The organism is Bacillus sp. FSL W8-1141 (assembly GCF_038593205.1).
GTDB lineage: Bacteria > Bacillota > Bacilli > Bacillales > Bacillaceae > Bacillus > Bacillus altitudinis.
On record NZ_CP151973.1, the window covers coordinates 1,260,059 to 1,279,795 of the forward strand.

The window sequence follows — 19,737 nt, forward strand, 5'->3', positions numbered from 1 at the left end:
CGTGATGAAAAAAATGCTTCGGATTATCGATCTGCATGTTAGCTTTCGGACATATGGCGGTTCTGTTCAAGCGGTACGCGGGGTGAATGTGGATGTGTATGAAAAAGAAACCCTCGCCATTGTCGGAGAATCAGGCTGCGGAAAAAGTGTGACGTCTCAAAGTATCATGCGGCTTCTTCCTGCATACAGCGCACAAGTCGATCAAGGGGAAATTTGGTTTCGTGATCGCAACTTGCTGTCATTATCTGAAAAAGACATGCGCAGCATACGTGGTGTCGATATCTCCATGATTTTTCAAGATCCTATGACGGCACTCAACCCGACTCTGACAATTGGAGATCAGCTGATGGAGGCTGCAAAAGTGCATCAGAAGCTGACAAAAAAAGAAGTGAAAGAAGAGGCACTTCGTATGCTTGATTTGGTGGGGATACCGCAGCCGAAAGAGAGGCTGAAGCAATATCCGCATCAATTCAGCGGCGGCATGAGGCAGCGGCTCATGATTGCAATGGCTCTTATTTGTGAGCCGAAGGTGCTGATTGCAGATGAACCGACAACTGCACTAGATGTCACCATACAGGCGCAGATTTTAGAACTATTTAAAGAGATTCAGAAAAAAACAGGCGTGACGATTATTTTAATCACACATGACCTAGGGGTCGTAGCACAAGTCGCTGATCGAGTGGCTGTCATGTACGGGGGAAAAATCGTTGAAGTTGGGACAAGGCGAGATATCTTTTACAGTCCACAGCATCCCTATACAAAAGGGCTGCTGCAATCCGTTCCAAGGCTGGATATGAAAGATGAACTCATTCCTATTGAAGGAAGCCCGCCAGATTTATTTGCTCCGCCAAAAGGTTGTCCATATACCGATCGATGTCCGTCTGCGATGAAAGTGTGTGATCATATTATGCCGCATGAAACGCAGCGTTCACCTACACATGCAGTACATTGCTGGCTTCAAGATGAACGAGCGAAGCAAACGGTTTTATCTTCAACACAAAGGGGGAGTTTTTCATGAGAAAAACAGGTTGGATTCTCAGTATGTGCTTTATCACAGTGATGCTGCTTGCAGGATGTACAGCCAATGAGCAAGCAGGCAAAGGATCTTCAAGCAAGGGTGAAGAGAAAGTTTTAACATTAAATAACGAAAACGAACCGACATCATTTGATCCGCCCATTGGTTTTAATAATGTGTCCTGGCAAGGGCTCAATAACTTAATGGAAGGATTAACGAGACTGAATGAGAAGCACGAACCATCTGCTGCCATGGCGGAAAAATGGGACATTTCAAAGGACGGAAAAACGTACACGTTCCATTTAAGGGATGGGATTAAGTGGTCAAATGGTGATCCAGTCAAAGCAAGTGACTTTGAATATGCGTGGAAGCGGCTGCTAGATCCAAAGACGGGCTCTTCTGCGGCATTCTTAGCTTATATGATTGAAGGGGGCGAAGCGTTTAACAGCGGAAAAGGGAAGAAAGAAGATGTAAAAGTCAAGGCTGTTAATGATCAAACGCTAGAGGTCAAGCTAGCATACCCGCAGAAATCTTTCTTAAATATGACGGCAAACCCCGCCTTTTTTCCAGTGAATGAGAAGGTAGCAGAAAAGGACCCGAACTGGGCCAAGGATGCGAAAACCTTTGTCGGCAATGGACCGTTTAAGCTGACAGAGTGGAAGCATGATGAAAGCTTTGCAATGGAAAAAAGTGACACGTATTGGGACAAACAAACGGTCAAGCTAGATCAAGTGAAATGGCTCATGATCAGTGATCGAAACACAGATTACCAAATGTATCAATCAGGAGATTTAGATACGGCCTTCGTTCCGGCAGAACAAAGTGAAGACCTGTTAAAAAGCAAAGATGTGCAAATTGAGGATCAAGCAGGGCTGTTTTTTTATCGTCTAAATGTCAACATGGAGCCTTTTCAAAATAAGAACATTCGCAAAGCCTTTCAAATGGCGATCAATCCTCAGGATATTGTAGAGTATGTGACGAAAAATGAAGAGAAGCCAGCACGTGCCTTCGTTTCACCAGGAATTTTAGATTCAAAGGGTGAAGATTTCAGAGAAGCTGGCGGCGACCTTGTCAAACATGATACGAGTGAAGCTGTAAAACTATTAGAAAAAGGGTTGAAAGAAGAGAACTATTCAAAGCTGCCGCCTGTCACATTAACATACAGTACAAAGCCTGAAAATAAGAAGAAAGCAGAAGCCATTCAGCAGCAATTAAAAGAAGCGCTAGGGGTAGATGTGAAGCTTGCAAACATGGAAGCAAATGTGTTTGCAGAAGATCAAAAGGCACTCAAATTCCAATTCTCGCAAAGTTCATTTCTAGCTGACTATGCAGACCCTATCAATTTCTTAGAGAGCTTCCAAACAGGAAATGCGATGAACCGGACAGGTTGGTCAAATGATACGTATGATCAGCTGATCAAAAAGGCGAGTCAAGAAGCAGATGAACAAAAGAGAAATCGTATGCTGCATGATGCCGAGGCACTTCTGATGGATGAAGCACCGATCATTCCCATTCATTTTTATAACCAAGTCTATTTACAAAAAGAAGGCGTAAAGGGCATTGTCCGCCATCCTGTTGGTTACATTGATTTGAAATGGGCACAGGTAGATGGAGAGTAAATGAAAAAAATGAGAGAACGGGACGCTTTGAAAAAAGCGTCTGTTCCTTTATTTGTTCATGTTATGAAGAAGATGCCCATAGATTGAAAGAAACGAAGAGAAAGAGGGGATTGGCGTGAACCATCTGCCAGTGGCACTTCAAACAGGAGATACAGTGGGAATCATTGCACCAGCAAGCCCGCCTGATGAGCTGAAATTAGCAAGAGGTATTTCTTTTTTAGAAAGCTTAGGGCTAAAGGTGAAAAAGGGGAAGTATATCGACTCCCGGTATGGTTATTTAGCAGGTCATGATCATGAACGAGTGGAAGATATTCATCACATGTTTCAAGATCCAGACGTGAAGGCAGTGATTTGTGCTTGCGGAGGATACGGAACAGGAAGAATTGCAGAAGCCATTGATTATGATTTGATTCGCCGGAACCCAAAAATCTTTTGGGGATACAGTGATATTACATTTTTACATACAGCCATTCAGCAGCAGACGGGTCTTGTGACCTTTCATGGTCCAATGCTCTCCTCTGATGTGGGACTTGAAGAGGTTCATCCGTATACAAAGGATACCTTTTTACAGCTATTCACTCCGAAAGCCTTTTCGTATACGAACCACCTGTCACCTCTTCACACTTTTTATCATGGCACGGCTTCAGGCGAAATCACCGGAGGAAATCTTGCCCTTATTGTCACGACACTTGGTACACCTTTTGAAATTGATACAAAGGGGAAGCTTTTATTGATAGAAGATATAGACGAAGAACCATATAAAATCGATCGAATGATGCAGCACCTAGCCTCTGCAGGAAAATTACATGATGCGGCGGGATTTATCATTGGTGATTTTCATCAATGTGAGCCGAAAAAGAAAGAGCAGTCGTTGACGCTCGATCAGTTATGGGAGACGTATATTGTCCCGCAACAGAAACCTGCACTTGGCGGCTTTCGGATCGGTCATTCCTCTCCAAACTTCGCCATTCCAATCGGCGTGCAGGCTACATTAGATGCTACAGGGAAAAAACTGCATATTTCCCCAGGTGTTGCAGCGAAAGAGGCGATCAAATGAAAATCGTAGATGTTCGCACATGCAGAACGAGTGTACCGCTAAAGAAGCCTTTCAAAACAGCATTAAGAACGGTGTATGACGCCGCATCTCTTATTGTGATCATCACCTATGATCAAGGCGATGTCAGCTATGGAGAGGCAGTGCCGACATCGGTCATTACAGGTGAAACACTGGAAAGCATCGACTATGCTATTTGCGCTGTGATGAGGCCGATCTTGATTGGGGCCTCATTGTCACAATATGAACAAATTTTTTCAGCGATCGACCGTGTACTTGTAGGAAACACGAGTGCAAAGGCTGCAATAGATATGGCGATTTACGATGGTTTAGCGAAGCAGGCTGGCCTGCCGCTTTATCAATATCTTGGTGGTTATCGTAATCAGCTGGAAACGGATTACACGGTTAGTGTCAACCGTCCGTTAGAAATGGCAGAGGATGCGAAGCAATATGCAGCTGAAGGCTTTCGTACCTTAAAGATCAAAGTGGGAAAAGATGATATAGATACGGATATTCAACGGATCAAACGGATTCGAGAAAAAGTCGGGCCGGATATTCAAATCAGGCTTGACGCCAACCAAGGCTGGACATGGAAGGAAGCGATTGTCGCCATTCGAAAAATGGAGGCACTCGATATTGAACTAGTCGAGCAGCCAGTGCCTAAAGAAGACATCGAGGGTCTGCGCCGGGTGACGGAAGCAACAGACACATTGATTATGGCAGATGAAAGTATTTTTAGCCTCCATGATGCCATCAAGGTGTTAGAAACGAGAAGCTGTGATCTCATCAACTTAAAATTAATGAAAACAGGCGGTATCAAAAAAGCGCTGAAAATCAATAGTTTAGCAGAAGCATACGGCGTCAAGTGCATGGTTGGCAGTATGATCGAATCAAAACTAGGGATTACCGCAGCCGCTCATCTTGCTGCAAGCCAACCGAATATTACCCGTTACGATTTTGATGCGCCGCTTATGCTCAAAGAGGACTTAATAGACGGAGGAATTATCTATCAAGGAAAAGATATTCTCTTTCCGCCGCATCATGGGTTAGGCATTCAAAGAGTGAAAGGGGTCTTATGATGTTATATGAATCAAAGGTTCCAGTCGCAAATATATGGACAGCACCGCAGTCACCGAGAGAAATAGATCGACACGTTCTTCAAAGTTCCGTCCAGATCAAAGAATGGATTGATGAGCAAACATATGAACAGAAATTGGCCTTATGTGAAGAAAACCTTATTCAAACCCAAGTACTGCTTGGCGAACGAGTCATTGGGCTGGAGGAAACAGATGGCTGGATGAAAGTTGTCATCCCGCAGCAGGCAAGCCGGAAACACCCGCAAGGCTATCCAGGTTATATCCCTGTAGAGCAATTAAATGAAGTATCAGAGAGTGAACCACCTGCTAGTCCCTTGATTGTTTGTCAGAAAAAAGCGGTTTTATATCAAAATGGAACACCGGATATGGAGGTTAGTTTTTTAACAGAACTAGCACCTGTTGAAGAAACGAGCGATTCCTTTGATGTTCTAACTCCAGTAGGAAGAAGAGAAATCAAAAAAGAAGATGTGCGCCGTGCTTCATCACCTTCTTCTATGAGCGGTAAGGATGCCTTAGCTATAGGAAAACAATTTATTGGACTGTCATATTTGTGGGGCGGCATGAGCAGCTATGGCTACGACTGTTCGGGTTTTGTTTACAGTATGTACAAAGCGTGTGGATGTTTATTACCGAGAGACGCAAGTGACCAAGCAGTTCAAGGAACCCCAGTCGCATCAAACCATTTGGCGCCAGGTGATCTCATGTTTTTTGCCAATGACAATGGGAAGGGAGCAGTTCGCCATGTAGGGATGTATGCTGGAGATGGCATGATGCTTCACTCACCTAAAACGGGCAGACAGATTGAACTTCTTTCTCTTTCTGGTACTTCATATGAACAGGAATGGGCAGGAACAAGGCGGTATTTGAAAGCTGAGAGGGGGAGATGTGATGGGAAGTGAACCACTTCTGCAAGTCAACAACTTAAAAAAGCATTTTCATCTATCGAAAGGAAGAACGTTAAAAGCATTAGATGGTGTCACCTTTCAGCTGAAACAAGGCGAAACCTTTGGTCTTGTTGGTGAGTCAGGCTGCGGTAAATCTACACTTGGAAAAGTGCTCATGCGGCTTTATGACCCGACAGAAGGTGAAGCTTTGTATGAAGGGAAAAGTCTCCATCACTTATCGAACCGAGAATCATTTGATTTCAATAGACAAATTCAAATGGTGTTTCAAGATCCGTATTCTTCTTTAAATCCTAGGCTCTCTGTAAAAGATATTATGCTAGAACCGATGGAGATCCACCAATTGTATGGCAGTCAAAAGAAAAGGCTCGAGCGCGTGAAGGAACTGCTTGAAGCGGTGGGGCTAAGTCATGATTTTGCTACACGCTATCCTCACGAATTCAGCGGAGGTCAGAGGCAAAGAATAGGGATTGCTAGAGCACTCGCCTTATCACCAAAGTTTATCGTGGCAGATGAGCCGATTTCTGCACTAGATGTATCCGTTCAAGCTCAAGTCGTGAATTTGCTGAAAAAACTGCAAAAAGAAGAGGGATTGACGTTTTTATTTATTGCCCATGATTTATCGATGGTCAAATATATTAGCGATCGAATCGGTGTCATGTACTTAGGACATCTCGTGGAGATGACCAGCAGTGATGCTTTATATAAAACACCACTTCATCCATATACACAAGCATTGCTGTCTGCTATCCCGATTCCAGATCCTGATGTGGAAGATAAACGCAAGCGGTTTATTTTAAAGGGAGAAATTCCAAGTCCAGTGAATCCGCCAAGCGGCTGCGTATTTCGGACAAGATGTCCTGCTGCAATGGATGTATGTGCGGACAAAAAGCCAGTATTACAAGCAGTCGAAGAAGGGCATGAAGTGGCTTGTCATTTATATGATAGGAAATAGATAGAGGGAAGAAGGTAAGCATTTAAAAAGCCAGCGAGTAGACAAGCTGGCTTTTTGGCTTTTATGAACGCCTAATAGGTAATGTACAGCATCTAAAAGAGCCGCCGGATTTAATGATTTCTGAAAAATCTACTTCAATGACGGTGTAGCCGCTGGCTGTTAATGCAGCATTTGTTTCTTGGTTGATTGGTAAGCTGATGACTTTTTTCTGTCCAATGGACAACACATTTGGTCCAAGTGTGAACTGCTCTTGCTCACTTATTTCAATGAGATCATAATGCTTTTTGAGCATATGAAGATCCTTTTCCGTAAAAGCTTCAGGGTAAATCAAGATCTCATGATGAGAAAGAATATTCATCACACAATCAAGATGCAAAATGTGAGAAGGAAGATGAATAGGAATGATGTCGTGATTCGGCAGTTCTTTTTTGAGTTGCTGGATGGCGGCTAGATTTGTTCTTTTGCTGATCCCCACAAATACCCGGGTTTGGTCTACAAGCACATCGCCGCCTTCAATCGTTCCATCATCCAGCGTGATGGTTGTCCATCCTTTTGTCTGTCCCCATTCTTTTAAGGAATGTTCTTCTCCTTGTCTGACAGGGGCTGCCATGTTTGAAACAAATAAAGTCTGTCCAATTGTAAATCCAATATCCCGAGTGAAGACTTGTTCAGGGAAACGTTCATTTGCAGGAAGAAGGACAGGCCGGACATGATGGTTTTTCAGCGTTTGGATGAATTGCTTATGCTGCGTGAGGGCTTTGATTTGAGAAATATTTTCTCTTGCAAAATGCTTTTGGGTTTCATTGATGATCTGTTTAATTTCCATATAAATTGGACTGCATAAGAGGACTTCTTGTAAATCATCATATTCACTCATACATTGCGGCGTTTTATACACTTTCTCTGATTTCATAGAATCCATCAAAGGGCCTCCTTGTTTATCGATAATTATATTATTCCTCCTTCTAGTAAATGTTGAAACATTTCCGAAAGAAAATCTCTCATGAGAGACTAAAGCAAAAAGTTTAGACAAACCTAATAGAATAGTGTTTAATAAAAGTCGTTCCGCATCAACGAAAACAGCAAGAAGGAGCTATGACGATGAGTGAAGAAAATTTCAAATACTGCAAGGAATCGAAAGTTGTGAAAACCAGCAGGGTATTCCCCCTCGATACGAATAACCACCAAACGTTATTTGGTGGGAAATTAATGAGTTATATAGATGACATTGCTTCCATCTCGGCAGCAAGACACAGCCGTAGTGAAACAGTCACCGCATCAATGGATTCAGTTGATTTTTTAGAGCCGATTGGACAGAAAGAGTCCGTCTGCTTAGAATCTTATGTGACATGGGTCGGTACATCTTCTATGGAAGTATTCGTCAAAGTCATTAAGGAAAACTTGATGTCTGGAGAGCGCAGACTCGCAGCAACTTCATTTCTTACTTTTGTCTCGCTTGATGAAAACGGGAAGCCAAAACGAGTTCCACAAGTCATGCCGGAAACAGAGGAAGAAATCATGCTTCATCAAACAGCGAAGCAGCGGGCAGAGGAAAGAAAAAGCCGCCGGAAGCATAGTAAAGCTTTGGCTGACGCACTTGGGACGGATAAGCCTTGGGCGTAAAAATCACCCTTTAAGCGGTGATTTTTTTCTGAGTCGGTATCTTGCATGGCAAGATAGTGTGTGGTAAGATCAAACTATCTTGTCATGCAAGGTACTGAAAGCGGAGGATCGATGATGACACAATCAACACAAATGCTAAAAGGAATTTTAGAAGGATGCCTGCTGTCGATTATTTCTGAAGGTGAAATTTATGGCTATGAAATGACAAAGAAGCTTGCGCACTATGGGTTTGATCAAATTAGTGAAGGTAGTATTTATCCGATCTTGCTGCGCATGCAAAAAGAACAACTGGTTCATACGTCCACAAAAGCATCGGCGAGTGGGCCGAAAAGGAAATACTATACGCTCACACAAAGAGGCGAAGAAGCGCTGACGGATTTTACTATGCGATGGAATGAGCTGTCAGGGAATGTAGAGCGATTATTACATAAAGGGAAGTGAGAAGATGGTAACAAAAGAAACGAGACACATCTTATTAGAGCTGCAACTCTATCTCATATCAAAAGGGAAAAATCAGGACGAGATCGACGAAGTGATGGATGAATTAACGACACACGCTGTCGAAGCTGAGAAAGATGGGAAAACAGGGGAAGATGTATTTGGCGGAGATCCACGGGGCTTTGCTGATGAGCTAGCGAAAGAGCTTTCTAGAAATCATAAAGACTGGGTTCCGTTTGTCAGTGCTTTTTTAATTGGATCTCTTTTTTACATGATGTTAGCAGATGCCATCAGTCAAAGTTTATCGTATTCTTGGTATGCACTCATTGGTTATCCGCTAATCATAGTGGCCAATGTGATCATGACCATTGTGATGTTTAGAGCTTCTGCCTTTCAAACAAGCAGGAGGGCATTCTTTTACTTTTGGATATTAGGTGTTTTTCAGATGACAGCCTTGATCACAGTGAAATTATTGGACCAAAAACTTGGTACTCCTTTACTTGTGCTGACCTCGAGCCAAAGATGGGGCGTCATTCTTCTGTTGCTGCTGTGTATTGTCTTATTGAATGCCATTTTAAAAGCCAATATGGTGTCGCTCATTCCGGTGATCTTCTTTGGGCCGCAGCTCCTATTCGAATGGCTTGGATGGACATCACCTCTGATGCTTCTTTTCACAAGTCTGGTATCCATTGTGATTTTAGTCTTGCTCACAATCGCTTTTTTACAGAAAACAAACAAGAAAAATGAACATTTAATGTAGATAGAGCACATCACTTGCGATGTGCTTTTCTTTTTCTAAAAAAATGTAGATATGGGATCACATTTTTCTTTACAATGAGAAGAGGACAAAAATGAAAAGGGGTTCTGTGATTGGATATTGTATGGGGGTATGTACTCGTTTTTATATTGGCTGCTTTACCTTTCTTTGAAGTGGTTGGTGTCGTTCCGCTGGGGATTTTAAGTGGTCTGCATCCTGTGACAACGGCAGTTATTGGATTCGTCGGCAACTTTCTTACCGTCTTGCTACTCATCGTCTTCGTGGACCGATTTAAAGCGTGGTGGCTGAAGAAGAAAGAGGAGAAACATGATGAAAAAGGAGAGAAAAAACAGCTGAAAGCCAGAAAGGTTTGGGAACGGTACGGTCTCCCTGGTTTGGCACTTATCGGTCCTTTTATTATTGGCAGTCATTTAGCGGCTTTTATGTGTATGAGCTTCGGTACGAAAAGAAAACAAGTCACTGTGTGGATGACGGTCAGTTTAATCATGTGGACCGCATTAGCTGCTAGTTTAACGGGTGCGGGGTTCCATTACTTTGCCCCAGATTCAAATGGGTTGTTCGGAGATATTTTTAGCAAGTAAGCAGGGGGGATAACAAATGACACATCAAACACGGATCGTGCTTGAAACAGAGCGCCTCAGACTGAGAACAATGGATGAAGACGATGCGCCTTTTTTATATGAAAAGCTGTTCCAAGATGAAGAGGTCATGAAGTATTATCCTTCACTAAAGGATGAAAAGCAGACAAAAGAGTGGATTGCTTGGAATCAAAAGAATGACCGCACATTTCATACATCCCTGTGGATCATTGAAGAAAAAGAAACGAAGGAACCACTTGGTCAAAGCGGAATTGTTCTCCAAAACGTCGAAGGACAAACAGAGCTTGAAATTGGCTATATGCTAAAGAGATCGGCATGGGGAAAAGGATATGCTGTTGAGGCTGCAAAAGGCTGTCTTGCGTATGGTTTTGACGAAATGAAGGTGAGGCGAATGGTCAGCTTAATTCGCCCTGACAATGAAGCGTCAGTCAAGGTCGCAATGAAAATGGGGATGAAAAAAGAAAAAACCATTTCAAAATGGGATCAAATGATTGATGTTTACAGTGTTACTCGTGACGGAAAAAGCGGCTCGCTTGAATCATAAGGAGAGCCGCTTTTTCTTTTATAGACGCTGTTCTAACTGAAGTAAATATTTCTTTCGTTCGATTCCCCCGCCGTATCCGCCAAGTTCACCGCTTGTTTGAATGACTCGGTGACAAGGAATGATGATGGCCAACTGATTGGCACCATTTGCATTTCCAACTGCCCGAACCAAATGGGGATCGCCAAGCATGATGGCAAGATCTCGATACGATCTCGTTTCGCCTGGCGGAATCTGTAATAGAAGATCCCATACCCTTTTCTGAAAAGGGGTGCCATGTATAGCAAGTGGCACAGTAAACTGCGTGAGTTTCTTTTCAAAATATAAGGCCAATTCCTTTGCTAATTGCTGATGGACGTTTGTTTCTCCAACTAAAATACGGGCATGATGTTTTTTTCTGATGTTCTCAATTTCTCTTTCTAATCCTCGCCTGTCCATAAATTCAAGCAAATACACATGGGTTGCATCTGAAATGCTCATCATCCGCCCAATCGGAGTAGAAATAAAATTCGCATGCAAAATATTGACTTGCGCCTTTTTGGGTGGATTCCCCATGATTTTCGTAAAGGCGTCATTGAAGGCACTGGAAGACTCGTAACCGAAGGTGACTTGCTGATCAATGACTTTTTTTCCGTTCAGAATCTCTTTAAACGCTAGCCCCATTCGGCGTGATCTAGCATATTGAACAAAGGTCATTCCATAGATTTCTTTGAATTTTCTCCGAGCTGTTGCAGAGTGAATCCCTAATTGGCGAAAATCTTCTTCTTTCCACCGTTTCTCAGGACTCTCTTCAACTGCTGATACAAGTGTTTTGACTTCTTCTGGAATGCTGTTAGGATATGTTAAAGGCGTGCATCGCTTACACGGCCGATACCCTGCAAGCAGTGCCTCCTCTGCTGTAAAGAAAAACTCGCAGTTCTCATATTTTGGTTTTCTAGCAGTGCACGTGGCATGGCAGAAGATGCCGGTTGTTTTAATACCAGCAAAAAACGTGCCATCATATTGCGGATTCTTATCAACAAGTGCTTGATAAAATTCGTGTTTTTGTTCGTCGGTCATCATCATTTGATCCACCTCTTGTTTTATTATATCAGTGATGTGGTCGTTCCTCTTTCTAACATTTAGTATACTTCGCTTTCATCCACTTTCTTTCGAAAAATGAACAAGTATATTTGAAGGGAAAAAGCAAAGTGGTAGACCGGCATATCAGGGTGTGATACACTTTTTCATACAGAATCGGCTGTATGCTAGATCTGATTATCATGAATTGGTTTTCTAGGGTTCCGTGCGGGCAGCGCAGTCTGGACCGAGAGAAAACACATAGGGTCTAGACAATAGACCGTATGGACACGGAGGGATAAAAGCCCGGGAGATTTGATCAAACGATCGATTTCCGGGCTTTTTTTATTGCTTGGAATCGGTAAGAAAGGAAGAGATCGAATGAAATGGGGAAATGTTTTGATTGCAGCCGTATTTGAAGTCGGCTGGGTGATGGGGTTGAAATATGCTGGCTCTATATTGGAATGGAGTGCAACCATCGTTTGTATTGTTGTCAGCTTTTATTTACTCCTGAAAGCCACGACTGTACTTCCAGTTGGCACACTTTACGCCGTTTTCACCGGACTTGGAACAGCCGGTACGGTCATAGTAGGGATGGTCATGGGTGAACCGGTACAGCTAGTAAAATTACTTTTGATCATGGTGCTTTTAAGCGGTGTATTAGGACTCAAATTGACCACAGGTGAAAAGAAAGGGGAGGCTGAATCGTGAGCTGGCTTTTACTCATTGGGGCAGGCATCTTAGAAATGCTTTGTGTCACCATGATGAATCAATTCCAGAAAGATCGCCATGTCAAATGGATTTTCTTCATAGCAGCTGGATTTTCGCTATCCTTTTTGATGCTGTCTCTTGCGATGAATACAATTCCGATGGGAACGGCGTATGCGATTTGGACAGGAATCGGAGCAGCTGGAGGAGCGATTGTTGGGATGCTGTTTTATGGTGAGTCGAAAGACGCAAAACGTATTTTCTTTATCGCACTCATTTTATCAGCAGCGGTCGGGTTGAAAATCATTGAATAAGAAAAGGCTGGCAAACATGTGCCAGCCTTTTTGCTACATCGAATGATGATTGGAATCGTTTTCATTTTTGCGGTAAAGCTGACTCACAAGCAGAAAACATACACCAAATGTAAGTAAAGGAATGAGTCTTTCTCCGGTCATAAATAGATAAATGCCCGTGATTAGACATACGATGCCGAGCCAAAAGCTCACTTTACCAAACAAAGTCATGCTTTTCATCTCCATCACTCCTTTTGTGATAAAAGGTCTATTCATATTATATCACGCCAGGTGCAGAATTGAATGAATATTCAATAAAAAATACGCCGCTTAATTGCTTTTTCTCTTTCCAGTCCAGTATAATATTTCATTAGAATGAAAAACGTAAATGAGGTCATAAGACATGAGAACATTGATTACAGAGAAACTTGAATTACACAGACAAAAGCATGAGCAAAAAGGAAGGCTTTTAGTCAGCTGCCCGGATCAGCCTGGTATTGTGTCAGCTGTTTCTACTTTTTTATTTGAACATGGTGCAAACATCATTGAATCTAGTCAATACACAACAGATCATGAGAGCGGCCGGTTCTTTTTAAGAATTGAATTTGATTGGAAAGACATCTCGGCCAACTTAGATCAACTGAAAAGCAGCTTTGAGCCAATTGCGCAATCATTTCACATGACGTGGAGCATGTCGCGTGCAAGTGATCTGAAAAAGCTGGCGATCTTTGTGTCCAAAGAGCTTCATTGTTTACATGAACTTTTATGGGAATGGCAAAGCGGTAATTTAATGGCTGAAATAGCGGTTGTCATCAGCAATCATGAAACGGCACAAGATACAGTCGAAGCACTCGGCATTCCATTCCACTTCGTGAAGGCAAATAAAGACATTCGCCAAGATGCAGAAAAACAGCAGCTTGCATTATTAGAAGAATATGATATTGATGCGGTTGTGCTTGCTAGATATATGCAAATTTTGACGCCAGCCTTTATCGAACAGCACCCGAACAAAATCATTAATATTCATCATTCCTTCCTGCCAGCGTTTATCGGTGCAAACCCATACAAGCGGGCATACGAGCGGGGAGTCAAATTAATTGGCGCGACTTCCCATTATGTCACCAATGATTTAGACGAAGGGCCAATCATTGAACAGGATATTGAGCGGGTAGATCATAGAGATGATGCAGAGGCATTAAAAAATATTGGCCGTACGATTGAGCGCAGTGTGCTTGCCCGAGCTGTCAAATGGCATCTGGAAGATCGAATCATTGTCCATGAGAATAAAACGATTGTGTTTAATTGACCGCTTGACTTTTCTGAAGCAATTGGTGATAATATAAAAAAATTAACGAGCGTTGAGAAGGAATAGTAAGCAGGACCTGCTGTGTAAAGAGAGCAAATGATACGCTGAAACATTTGCCGCAGACAGCTGCTGAACCTACCCTTTGAGCCTTAGAGGAAAAATCTAAGCGCATGCCTGGCGTTACAGGAGTTGAGTGGAATAAGCAGACGTATGCTTATTCAATGAAGGTGGTACCACGGAAAATCCCTTTTTCGTCCTTTACATAAGGAGAAAAAGGGATTTTTTATGTGGTGAAAGGTATAGCGGAGGGAATCAATGATGAAAAAGCAAAGGATCGTCATAAAAATTGGTAGCAGTTCATTAACAGAGCAAAAGGGAGCCATTGATGAACAAAAAATGCAGGATCATGTCAAAGCCATCGCAAAGCTAAAAGAGGCAGGCCATGAAATCATTCTCATTTCGTCAGGTGCCGTTGCGGCGGGATTTGGCAGTTTAGGATATCCGTCAAGACCTGTGACCTTAAAAGGGAAGCAGGCTGCTGCTGCTGTTGGTCAAGGTTTGTTAATGCAGAAATATACAGAACTATTTTCACAGTTTCAGATGACGCCTGCACAAATGCTTTTAACACGTAATGACTTTTCAGATCGTACAAGATATCGAAATGCTTACGCAACGATGATGGAACTGCTCGAAAGAAAAATTTTACCGATCATTAATGAAAATGACTCTGTGTCCATCGAGGAGCTTACCTTTGGTGATAATGACATGTTATCAGCACTGGTCAGTGGCTTAATTCATGCAGACCAATTGATCATTTTAACAGATATCAACGGAATTTATGATGCCAATCCAAATGAGAATCCTGATGCGAAGCGGTTTGATGTGCTGACTCACATTTCAGATGAATTGTTCTCATATGCGAAGAGTACGGGTTCAAAGGTTGGAACAGGCGGGATGAAATCTAAGCTTTCAGCTGCACAAACAGCTCTCTCCCTTGGCGTTAAAGTCTTCATTGGCACAGGTACAGGGGAAGACAAGCTTCTTCACATTCTCGCTGGTCAAGGGGACGGCACATATATTGGTGAACAAGACTTATCATCAGTCAATAACCGTCGCCAATGGATTCAATTCCACTCACCAGTCTCTGGGAAGATCATGATTGATGCGGGGGCAGAGGCGGCGATTTTGCATAATGGAAGGAGTCTTCTTCCAGCTGGTGTCATTGATGTAGCTGGTGAATTCTCTAAAGGAGAGGTCGTCGAAGTCGTTGGTCCAAACGGATTAGTCGGTAAAGGACAAACATTGTATGATTCAGATGAGCTTCTTGGCATTAAAGGGATGCGAAGTCATGAGCTTTCTCATGAAAAACCTGAAGTCATTCACCGAGATCACTGGGTTCAGCACGTACAAAACTGAGGAGGGAAAACGATGAATGAAGTTCTAGAAAAAGCAAAAAAGGCAAGCGCAGCCAAAGATCAGCTGCTATTAAAAACAACTGAACAAAAGAATGCTGCATTAGACGCTATTGCAAAAGCATTAAAAGCATCTTCAGCTTATTTAATTGCCGAAAACCAAAAAGATGTTCAGGCGGCTATAGACAAAGAGTTCACGCCATCTGTGATCGACAGAATTACATTAACAGAAGAGAGAATTGAAGCGATTGCAGACGCTACGCATCAACTCATTCAGCTCAAAGACCCAATTGGTGAAACATTAGAGACCATTCAAAAAGAAAACGGGCTTCTCATTGAAAAAGTACGTGTGCCTCTTGGAACGGTTGGGATGATTTACGAAGCAAGACCAAACGTGACAGTCGATGCGGCCACTCTTTGCTTGAAAACTGGAAATGCTGTGATTCTTCGAGGAAGTTCATCGGCCATTCATAGTAATAAAGCGATTGTGAAAGTCATTCATGAAGCGCTGCAACCAACGGATATTCCCGTAGACAGTGTACAATTGATTGAAGATACAGGCCGTGAGACGGCTAAAACCCTGTTCACTTTAAATGACTATCTAGATGTCCTTATTCCACGAGGCGGGAAACATTTAATTGATCTTGTTGTGAGAGAGTCTACTGTTCCAGTACTTGAGACGGGTGCAGGGAATTGTCATATTTACATTGATGAAACAGCCCAAAAAGAAATGGCTGAACAAATTGTTCTGAATGCGAAAACACAAAGACCATCTGTTTGTAATGCCATTGAGAGCATTGTCATTCATGAAACATGGGCAAAAGAACATGGCGCTTCGCTTTTTGAAGCACTTCAGACACATGGTGTAGAAATACGGGGCGATGAAGCAGTATGTGCACTTGCACCTAGTGCCACATTAGCGACGACCACTGATTTTGAAACGGAATTTTTAGCGCCGATTGTCAGTATTAAAACCGTCAAGACCATGGAAGAGGCGATACAGCATATTCAAATGTATAGCTCTAAGCATTCTGAAGCGATCATTACGGAAAACGAGCAGCATGCGGCACTTTTCTTAACAGCCGTTGATGCTGCCGCTGTGTATCATAATGCATCTACCCGGTTTACAGATGGCTTTGAATTTGGCTACGGAGCGGAAATCGGCATTAGCACACAAAAATTGCATGCTAGAGGACCAATGGGTCTGCCAGCCCTAACCTCTGAAAAATTTGTCATTCGTGGTCAAGGACAAATAAGAGAATAACCCATCCAAAAAGAGAGTCTTATCGCACAAGGCTCTCTTTTTCCTTTCATTTTTGTATTTCTTCGGTCAAGTATGATAAAATATGGTAATGTTTTATATTTTGAGAAGATTGGAGAAGGCAACGTATGGCGAAAATCATTCCCTCTTCGGATATTGGAGTGAAAATCAACAAGTGGTATGAATTAATCCGCAGATTTGATTCAGAACAAGCAGAACAGTTAAAGCAGGAAATTCGCACCTCTCTTGATTCAATGGAAGAAGATCAGAATTTGCTTCTCTATTTTTCTTTAATGGAATTCAGGCATGAGGTCATGCTCGATTATTTAAAGCCATTAAAGGAAGGAAAGCTTCGCGCCAACTTTTCCGAGCTTTCGAAAGAAATAGATGAGCATCAAACGCATGTCACAGGCATGCTTGAATATTACTATCATTTCTTCAGAGGCATGTATGAGTTCGGCCGGAGAGAGTACATTGCTGCCATATCGTCCTATCAAAAGGCAGAGCACAAGCTTTCTTTTGTATCCGACGATATTGAACGTGCAGAATTTCATTTTAAAATGTCAGAAATATATTATCACATGAAACAAACACACATTTCGATGCACCATGCCAAACTAGCGCTGGATGTCTATATTCAGCACGAACTATATGCGCTTCGTACCATTCAGTGTGAATTTATTGTAGCCGGTAATTATGATGATATGAGAAGGCATGAAAAGGCATTGCCACATCTCGAAAGAGCACTTGCAAGATCAAGAGACTTTCAGAATGTGCGTTTTATTGCTTCTTCTTTGTTTAATATGGGCAACAGTTATTACAGAATGGGAGACTTGAACCGCGCACTCGACTTAATGAAAGAATCCATCTCATTATTTGATCAAAACCAATCTGATCATCTTCGTCGATCGATAGACCCTCTTTATACAGCCGCTCAGATCTTATACAAACAAGGTAAAAACGATGAAGCATTATATTACAGAGAAGAATGTATGAAACGAGCAGAAGCTCTGCAGGATGACATTCATATTCAGAAGACCATTTTTTTAGAAGCGTTGTACTTACGACAAGATGCAGAGCATATTAAACGGATTTTCCATTTTTTAGAATCTTCCTATGCATATCCAGATATAGAAGAGCTGGCTTTAGACACCGCAAAGTATTATAATGAAATGGAGGATTATGAAAAATCTTCCATGTTCTATGGGGAAGCGGAACATGCTCGTATCTATATTCAGAGAGGGGATTGTTTATATGAATTTTAAAAAATGGGCAGTCGTCTGTACAAGCATCACGATCTTGGCATTATGGATCACATCACCTAATGCCGACCCCGATAACAGAAACCATACGCTAGAAAAACCGAATCCGCAGCATATCACGATCTGAAAAGCCCTTTTTAAAGGGCTTTTTTTATTGACCGCTTCAATCATCGTAGGTTGCACATTCATAAAAATAAAAAATGGAGGAAAGATGAAAGTGAGTGTTTTTCATTGACTCTTGAATTTAGATTGTGTACAATTCAATTGTAGAAAATATTAATAGAGCGAAAGAGGGTTATATTCATGTCAGAAGTTTTATTTACTGCAACGGTATCAGCTGTAGGAGGAAGAGAAGGTAAGGTTGTGTCAACAGATGGTGTACTAGAGCATGATGTAGCAATGCCAGGAACGCCAAGAGCGAAAAAGCTTGAGAAAGCAACGAATCCAGAGCAATTATTCGCAGCGGGCTATTCGGCATGTTTTGATTCAGCCCTTCAAATGGTCGCAAGACAAGAGCGTATCCGTTTTGAAAGTGAAGTAACGGCACATGTAAGCTTAATCAAAGACAGTTCAGACGGCGGTTTCAAACTAGGTGTTAAATTAGAAGTAAAAGGAACTGGAATTGAGCAATCTGCACTTGATGAACTTGTTCATAAAGCACACGGCGTTTGCCCATACTCAAAAGCAACGCAAGGAAACATTGAAGTAGAATTAGTAGCTGTCGCTCAATAATAGACATCAAAAAAAGGCTGAGGGAATATTCCCTCAGCCTTTTGATTGTGTTAATTTTTGCAGAAGCTCATGTAAAGAAGCGCGAAGTGTTTTCAGCTCTTCTTCTGATCTGCCTGTTCCAGACAGCATTTGAAATGGAATCGAAGTGGCCTTCTCTTGTAAGGCTTCTCCGTATTCTGTTAAACGAATTTGGACCGAACGCTCATCCTCTTTTGAACGTTCACGGATGATGAGTCCATTTTGTTCCATTCGTTTTAGCATAGGTGTGAGTGTACCGGAGTCTAAATATAAAAGCTCTCCCATTGTTTTCACATTTAATGTCCCATGCTCCCATAACAAAAGCAGTGCCAAATATTGCGGGTATGTGATATTTAACTCTTCTAATAATGGTTTATATTGCTTCGTCATTTCTCTTGAACTTGCATATAACAAGAAACAAAGCTGATTTTCCAGCTTCATATGTTCAAATTCATTTGTCATATCTGTCACCAACTATTTTTTGTCATACTTATCATTGTATAAGATTTTCTTCCTTTTTAAAATAAATACAGACTAAAAATGAAAAATTCTTCAATGTGCCATAAATGTTTGAGCAACGAATAGAACGTGAAAGGTATAAGTAGAAGAAGGAGGAGATCAAGATGAAACCATTATTTACTGCAAAAGTAAAAGCACAGCACGGAAGAGCAGGACATGTTCGTTCTGATGATGGTGTGCTTGACCACAACATTGTGATGCCAAACGCAAAGAAAGATGGAGAAACTGGTACGAATCCTGAACAATTATTTGCAGCGGGTTATGCGGCCTGCTTCGGAGGGGCGCTTGAACAAGTCGCCAAGAAGCAAGGTGTCGAAATTGAATCAGAAGTAGAAGGACATGTCAGTCTATTAAAAGATGAAAGTGATGGCGGTTTTAAACTTGGCGTGAAGCTGATTGTTTCCGCTAAAGGGCTTGATCATGACAAAGCGAAAGAGCTTGTTGAGGCTGCACATGAATTCTGTCCATATTCAAAAGCAACAAGAGGAAACATCGAAGTAGAGCTAGAAGTGGCGGAATCATGAAAAGAAAAAAGGGCTAAAATTT

24 protein-coding genes, 1 riboswitch and 1 other annotated feature are annotated in these 19,737 nt (G+C 42.1%); of the genes, 20 read left to right on the forward strand and 4 right to left on the reverse strand.

Annotated elements, in window-relative coordinates; translation table 11 throughout:
• The first annotated feature begins 4 nt into the window (after positions 1 to 4).
• The 6 genes from NSQ52_RS06350 to NSQ52_RS06375 all read left to right on the forward strand — a co-directional run bounded on the left by NSQ52_RS06350 (position 5) and on the right by NSQ52_RS06375 (position 6,642).
• The gene (locus NSQ52_RS06350; RefSeq protein WP_007498841.1) at positions 5 to 1,018 is read left to right on the forward strand and encodes an ABC transporter ATP-binding protein; all 1,014 of its coding nucleotides are present in this window, start codon (positions 5 to 7) and stop codon (positions 1,016 to 1,018) included.
• Positions 1,015 to 2,634, forward strand: coding sequence for a peptide ABC transporter substrate-binding protein (locus NSQ52_RS06355; protein WP_342474013.1), 1,620 nt, complete (start codon positions 1,015 to 1,017; stop codon positions 2,632 to 2,634). The genes NSQ52_RS06350 and NSQ52_RS06355 overlap by 4 nt, the downstream gene beginning before the upstream one ends.
• A gap of 115 nt (positions 2,635 to 2,749) precedes the next feature.
• Positions 2,750 to 3,691 (forward strand): LD-carboxypeptidase, encoded by a 942-nt coding sequence (locus NSQ52_RS06360; RefSeq protein WP_017367085.1) that lies wholly within the window; start codon positions 2,750 to 2,752, stop codon positions 3,689 to 3,691.
• Entirely contained in the window at positions 3,688 to 4,767 is a 1,080-nt protein-coding gene (locus NSQ52_RS06365; RefSeq protein WP_144678888.1) for a dipeptide epimerase, read from the forward strand. The genes NSQ52_RS06360 and NSQ52_RS06365 overlap by 4 nt, the downstream gene beginning before the upstream one ends.
• Positions 4,767 to 5,684, forward strand: coding sequence for an NlpC/P60 family protein (locus NSQ52_RS06370; protein WP_024719615.1), 918 nt, complete (start codon positions 4,767 to 4,769; stop codon positions 5,682 to 5,684). Before NSQ52_RS06365 ends, NSQ52_RS06370 begins: the two co-directional genes overlap by 1 nt.
• Positions 5,674 to 6,642: an oligopeptide/dipeptide ABC transporter ATP-binding protein gene (locus NSQ52_RS06375; protein ID WP_008346217.1), complete on the forward strand. Its 969-nt coding sequence runs from the start codon at positions 5,674 to 5,676 to the stop codon at positions 6,640 to 6,642. The genes NSQ52_RS06370 and NSQ52_RS06375 overlap by 11 nt, the downstream gene beginning before the upstream one ends.
• A 61-nt stretch (positions 6,643 to 6,703) precedes the next feature.
• Here NSQ52_RS06375 and NSQ52_RS06380 read toward each other — a convergent pair whose 3' ends face one another.
• Complete coding sequence (locus NSQ52_RS06380) at positions 6,704 to 7,564, reverse strand: dimethylarginine dimethylaminohydrolase family protein (RefSeq protein ID WP_274660231.1); 861 nt, start codon at positions 7,562 to 7,564, stop codon at positions 6,704 to 6,706.
• Positions 7,565 to 7,743: 179 nt separating this feature from the next.
• On the opposite strand from NSQ52_RS06380, the gene NSQ52_RS06385 reads away from it, so the two are divergent.
• From NSQ52_RS06385 to NSQ52_RS06405, 5 genes are all read left to right on the forward strand, one after another.
• Entirely contained in the window at positions 7,744 to 8,265 is a 522-nt protein-coding gene (locus NSQ52_RS06385; protein WP_008346212.1) for an acyl-CoA thioesterase, read from the forward strand.
• A gap of 114 nt (positions 8,266 to 8,379) precedes the next feature.
• Positions 8,380 to 8,706 carry a PadR family transcriptional regulator gene (locus NSQ52_RS06390; protein ID WP_017367090.1) on the forward strand — a complete coding sequence of 109 codons (327 nt, stop codon included), beginning with the start codon at positions 8,380 to 8,382 and terminating at the stop codon, positions 8,704 to 8,706.
• Between the two features lie 4 nt (positions 8,707 to 8,710).
• A complete protein-coding gene (locus NSQ52_RS06395) occupies positions 8,711 to 9,463 on the forward strand; it encodes a hypothetical protein (protein ID WP_142154844.1) in 753 nt (250 codons plus the stop codon).
• A 110-nt stretch (positions 9,464 to 9,573) separates the two neighbouring features.
• Positions 9,574 to 10,062, forward strand: coding sequence for a small multi-drug export protein (locus NSQ52_RS06400; RefSeq protein ID WP_159145620.1), 489 nt, complete (start codon positions 9,574 to 9,576; stop codon positions 10,060 to 10,062).
• 16 nt (positions 10,063 to 10,078) lie between these two features.
• On the forward strand, positions 10,079 to 10,624 hold the full coding sequence (locus NSQ52_RS06405; RefSeq protein ID WP_041507405.1) for a GNAT family N-acetyltransferase: 546 nt from the start codon (positions 10,079 to 10,081) through the stop codon (positions 10,622 to 10,624).
• Between the two features lie 18 nt (positions 10,625 to 10,642).
• Here the strand turns inward: NSQ52_RS06405 and NSQ52_RS06410 are convergent, their stop codons facing one another.
• Positions 10,643 to 11,686 carry a trifunctional transcriptional activator/DNA repair protein Ada/methylated-DNA--[protein]-cysteine S-methyltransferase gene (locus tag NSQ52_RS06410; protein ID WP_024719619.1) on the reverse strand — a complete coding sequence of 348 codons (1,044 nt, stop codon included), beginning with the start codon at positions 11,684 to 11,686 and terminating at the stop codon, positions 10,643 to 10,645.
• Positions 11,687 to 11,885: 199 nt separating this feature from the next.
• A riboswitch (guanidine-I (ykkC/yxkD leader) is annotated at positions 11,886 to 11,995 on the forward strand.
• Between the two features lie 66 nt (positions 11,996 to 12,061).
• On the opposite strand from NSQ52_RS06410, the gene NSQ52_RS06415 reads away from it, so the two are divergent.
• Entirely contained in the window at positions 12,062 to 12,391 is a 330-nt protein-coding gene (locus NSQ52_RS06415; protein WP_024719620.1) for a multidrug efflux SMR transporter, read from the forward strand.
• Positions 12,388 to 12,702, forward strand: a complete 315-nt coding sequence (locus NSQ52_RS06420; RefSeq protein WP_017367096.1) for a multidrug efflux SMR transporter — start codon at positions 12,388 to 12,390, stop codon at positions 12,700 to 12,702. The genes NSQ52_RS06415 and NSQ52_RS06420 overlap by 4 nt, the downstream gene beginning before the upstream one ends.
• A 33-nt stretch (positions 12,703 to 12,735) precedes the next feature.
• Here the strand turns inward: NSQ52_RS06420 and NSQ52_RS06425 are convergent, their stop codons facing one another.
• Entirely contained in the window at positions 12,736 to 12,921 is a 186-nt protein-coding gene (locus NSQ52_RS06425) for a hypothetical protein (RefSeq protein ID WP_024719622.1), read from the reverse strand.
• Between the two features lie 163 nt (positions 12,922 to 13,084).
• On the opposite strand from NSQ52_RS06425, the gene purU reads away from it, so the two are divergent.
• The 6 genes from purU to NSQ52_RS06455 all read left to right on the forward strand — a co-directional run bounded on the left by purU (position 13,085) and on the right by NSQ52_RS06455 (position 18,654).
• Positions 13,085 to 13,987 carry a formyltetrahydrofolate deformylase gene (gene purU / locus NSQ52_RS06430; RefSeq protein ID WP_341015797.1) on the forward strand — a complete coding sequence of 301 codons (903 nt, stop codon included), beginning with the start codon at positions 13,085 to 13,087 and terminating at the stop codon, positions 13,985 to 13,987.
• A gap of 43 nt (positions 13,988 to 14,030) precedes the next feature.
• Positions 14,031 to 14,249, forward strand: a binding site (T-box leader).
• Positions 14,250 to 14,305: 56 nt separating this feature from the next.
• Positions 14,306 to 15,403 (forward strand): glutamate 5-kinase, encoded by a 1,098-nt coding sequence (gene proB, locus NSQ52_RS06435; protein ID WP_039168848.1) that lies wholly within the window; start codon positions 14,306 to 14,308, stop codon positions 15,401 to 15,403.
• Positions 15,404 to 15,415: 12 nt separating this feature from the next.
• Positions 15,416 to 16,663: a glutamate-5-semialdehyde dehydrogenase gene (locus tag NSQ52_RS06440; RefSeq protein ID WP_041092333.1), complete on the forward strand. Its 1,248-nt coding sequence runs from the start codon at positions 15,416 to 15,418 to the stop codon at positions 16,661 to 16,663.
• A gap of 125 nt (positions 16,664 to 16,788) precedes the next feature.
• Positions 16,789 to 17,925: a Rap family tetratricopeptide repeat protein gene (locus tag NSQ52_RS06445; RefSeq protein WP_024719625.1), complete on the forward strand. Its 1,137-nt coding sequence runs from the start codon at positions 16,789 to 16,791 to the stop codon at positions 17,923 to 17,925.
• Positions 17,915 to 18,049 carry a hypothetical protein gene (locus NSQ52_RS06450; RefSeq protein ID WP_008346190.1) on the forward strand — a complete coding sequence of 45 codons (135 nt, stop codon included), beginning with the start codon at positions 17,915 to 17,917 and terminating at the stop codon, positions 18,047 to 18,049. Before NSQ52_RS06445 ends, NSQ52_RS06450 begins: the two co-directional genes overlap by 11 nt.
• Positions 18,050 to 18,225: 176 nt before the next feature.
• Positions 18,226 to 18,654: an organic hydroperoxide resistance protein gene (locus NSQ52_RS06455; RefSeq protein ID WP_007498801.1), complete on the forward strand. Its 429-nt coding sequence runs from the start codon at positions 18,226 to 18,228 to the stop codon at positions 18,652 to 18,654.
• A gap of 33 nt (positions 18,655 to 18,687) precedes the next feature.
• Here NSQ52_RS06455 and NSQ52_RS06460 read toward each other — a convergent pair whose 3' ends face one another.
• On the reverse strand, positions 18,688 to 19,134 hold the full coding sequence (locus NSQ52_RS06460; RefSeq protein ID WP_008346188.1) for a MarR family transcriptional regulator: 447 nt from the start codon (positions 19,132 to 19,134) through the stop codon (positions 18,688 to 18,690).
• A 161-nt stretch (positions 19,135 to 19,295) separates the two neighbouring features.
• On the opposite strand from NSQ52_RS06460, the gene NSQ52_RS06465 reads away from it, so the two are divergent.
• The gene (locus tag NSQ52_RS06465; RefSeq protein WP_008346186.1) at positions 19,296 to 19,715 is read left to right on the forward strand and encodes an organic hydroperoxide resistance protein; all 420 of its coding nucleotides are present in this window, start codon (positions 19,296 to 19,298) and stop codon (positions 19,713 to 19,715) included.
• Positions 19,716 to 19,737 lie beyond the last annotated feature (22 nt).

Excerpts from the sequence above, each read along its gene's own strand:
- NSQ52_RS06350 (WP_007498841.1), top strand. The coding sequence starts at position 5 with ATGAAAAAAATGCTTCGGATTATCGATCTGCATGTTAGCTTTCGGACA.
- NSQ52_RS06355 (WP_342474013.1), top strand. The coding sequence starts at position 1,015 with ATGAGAAAAACAGGTTGGATTCTCAGTATGTGCTTTATCACAGTGATG.
- NSQ52_RS06365 (WP_144678888.1), top strand. The coding sequence starts at position 3,688 with ATGAAAATCGTAGATGTTCGCACATGCAGAACGAGTGTACCGCTAAAG.
- NSQ52_RS06370 (WP_024719615.1), top strand. The coding sequence starts at position 4,767 with ATGTTATATGAATCAAAGGTTCCAGTCGCAAATATATGGACAGCACCG.
- NSQ52_RS06375 (WP_008346217.1), top strand. The coding sequence starts at position 5,674 with ATGGGAAGTGAACCACTTCTGCAAGTCAACAACTTAAAAAAGCATTTT.
- NSQ52_RS06380 (WP_274660231.1), bottom strand. The coding sequence starts at position 7,564 with ATGGATTCTATGAAATCAGAGAAAGTGTATAAAACGCCGCAATGTATG.
- NSQ52_RS06385 (WP_008346212.1), top strand. The coding sequence starts at position 7,744 with ATGAGTGAAGAAAATTTCAAATACTGCAAGGAATCGAAAGTTGTGAAA.
- NSQ52_RS06390 (WP_017367090.1), top strand. The coding sequence starts at position 8,380 with ATGACACAATCAACACAAATGCTAAAAGGAATTTTAGAAGGATGCCTG.
- NSQ52_RS06395 (WP_142154844.1), top strand. The coding sequence starts at position 8,711 with ATGGTAACAAAAGAAACGAGACACATCTTATTAGAGCTGCAACTCTAT.
- NSQ52_RS06405 (WP_041507405.1), top strand. The coding sequence starts at position 10,079 with ATGACACATCAAACACGGATCGTGCTTGAAACAGAGCGCCTCAGACTG.
- NSQ52_RS06410 (WP_024719619.1), bottom strand. The coding sequence starts at position 11,686 with ATGATGATGACCGACGAACAAAAACACGAATTTTATCAAGCACTTGTT.
- NSQ52_RS06415 (WP_024719620.1), top strand. The coding sequence starts at position 12,062 with ATGAAATGGGGAAATGTTTTGATTGCAGCCGTATTTGAAGTCGGCTGG.
- NSQ52_RS06425 (WP_024719622.1), bottom strand. The coding sequence starts at position 12,921 with ATGAAAAGCATGACTTTGTTTGGTAAAGTGAGCTTTTGGCTCGGCATC.
- purU (WP_341015797.1), top strand. The coding sequence starts at position 13,085 with ATGAGAACATTGATTACAGAGAAACTTGAATTACACAGACAAAAGCAT.
- proB (WP_039168848.1), top strand. The coding sequence starts at position 14,306 with ATGAAAAAGCAAAGGATCGTCATAAAAATTGGTAGCAGTTCATTAACA.
- NSQ52_RS06440 (WP_041092333.1), top strand. The coding sequence starts at position 15,416 with ATGAATGAAGTTCTAGAAAAAGCAAAAAAGGCAAGCGCAGCCAAAGAT.
- NSQ52_RS06445 (WP_024719625.1), top strand. The coding sequence starts at position 16,789 with ATGGCGAAAATCATTCCCTCTTCGGATATTGGAGTGAAAATCAACAAG.
- NSQ52_RS06450 (WP_008346190.1), top strand. The coding sequence starts at position 17,915 with ATGAATTTTAAAAAATGGGCAGTCGTCTGTACAAGCATCACGATCTTG.
- NSQ52_RS06455 (WP_007498801.1), top strand. The coding sequence starts at position 18,226 with ATGTCAGAAGTTTTATTTACTGCAACGGTATCAGCTGTAGGAGGAAGA.
- NSQ52_RS06460 (WP_008346188.1), bottom strand. The coding sequence starts at position 19,134 with ATGACAAATGAATTTGAACATATGAAGCTGGAAAATCAGCTTTGTTTC.
- NSQ52_RS06465 (WP_008346186.1), top strand. The coding sequence starts at position 19,296 with ATGAAACCATTATTTACTGCAAAAGTAAAAGCACAGCACGGAAGAGCA.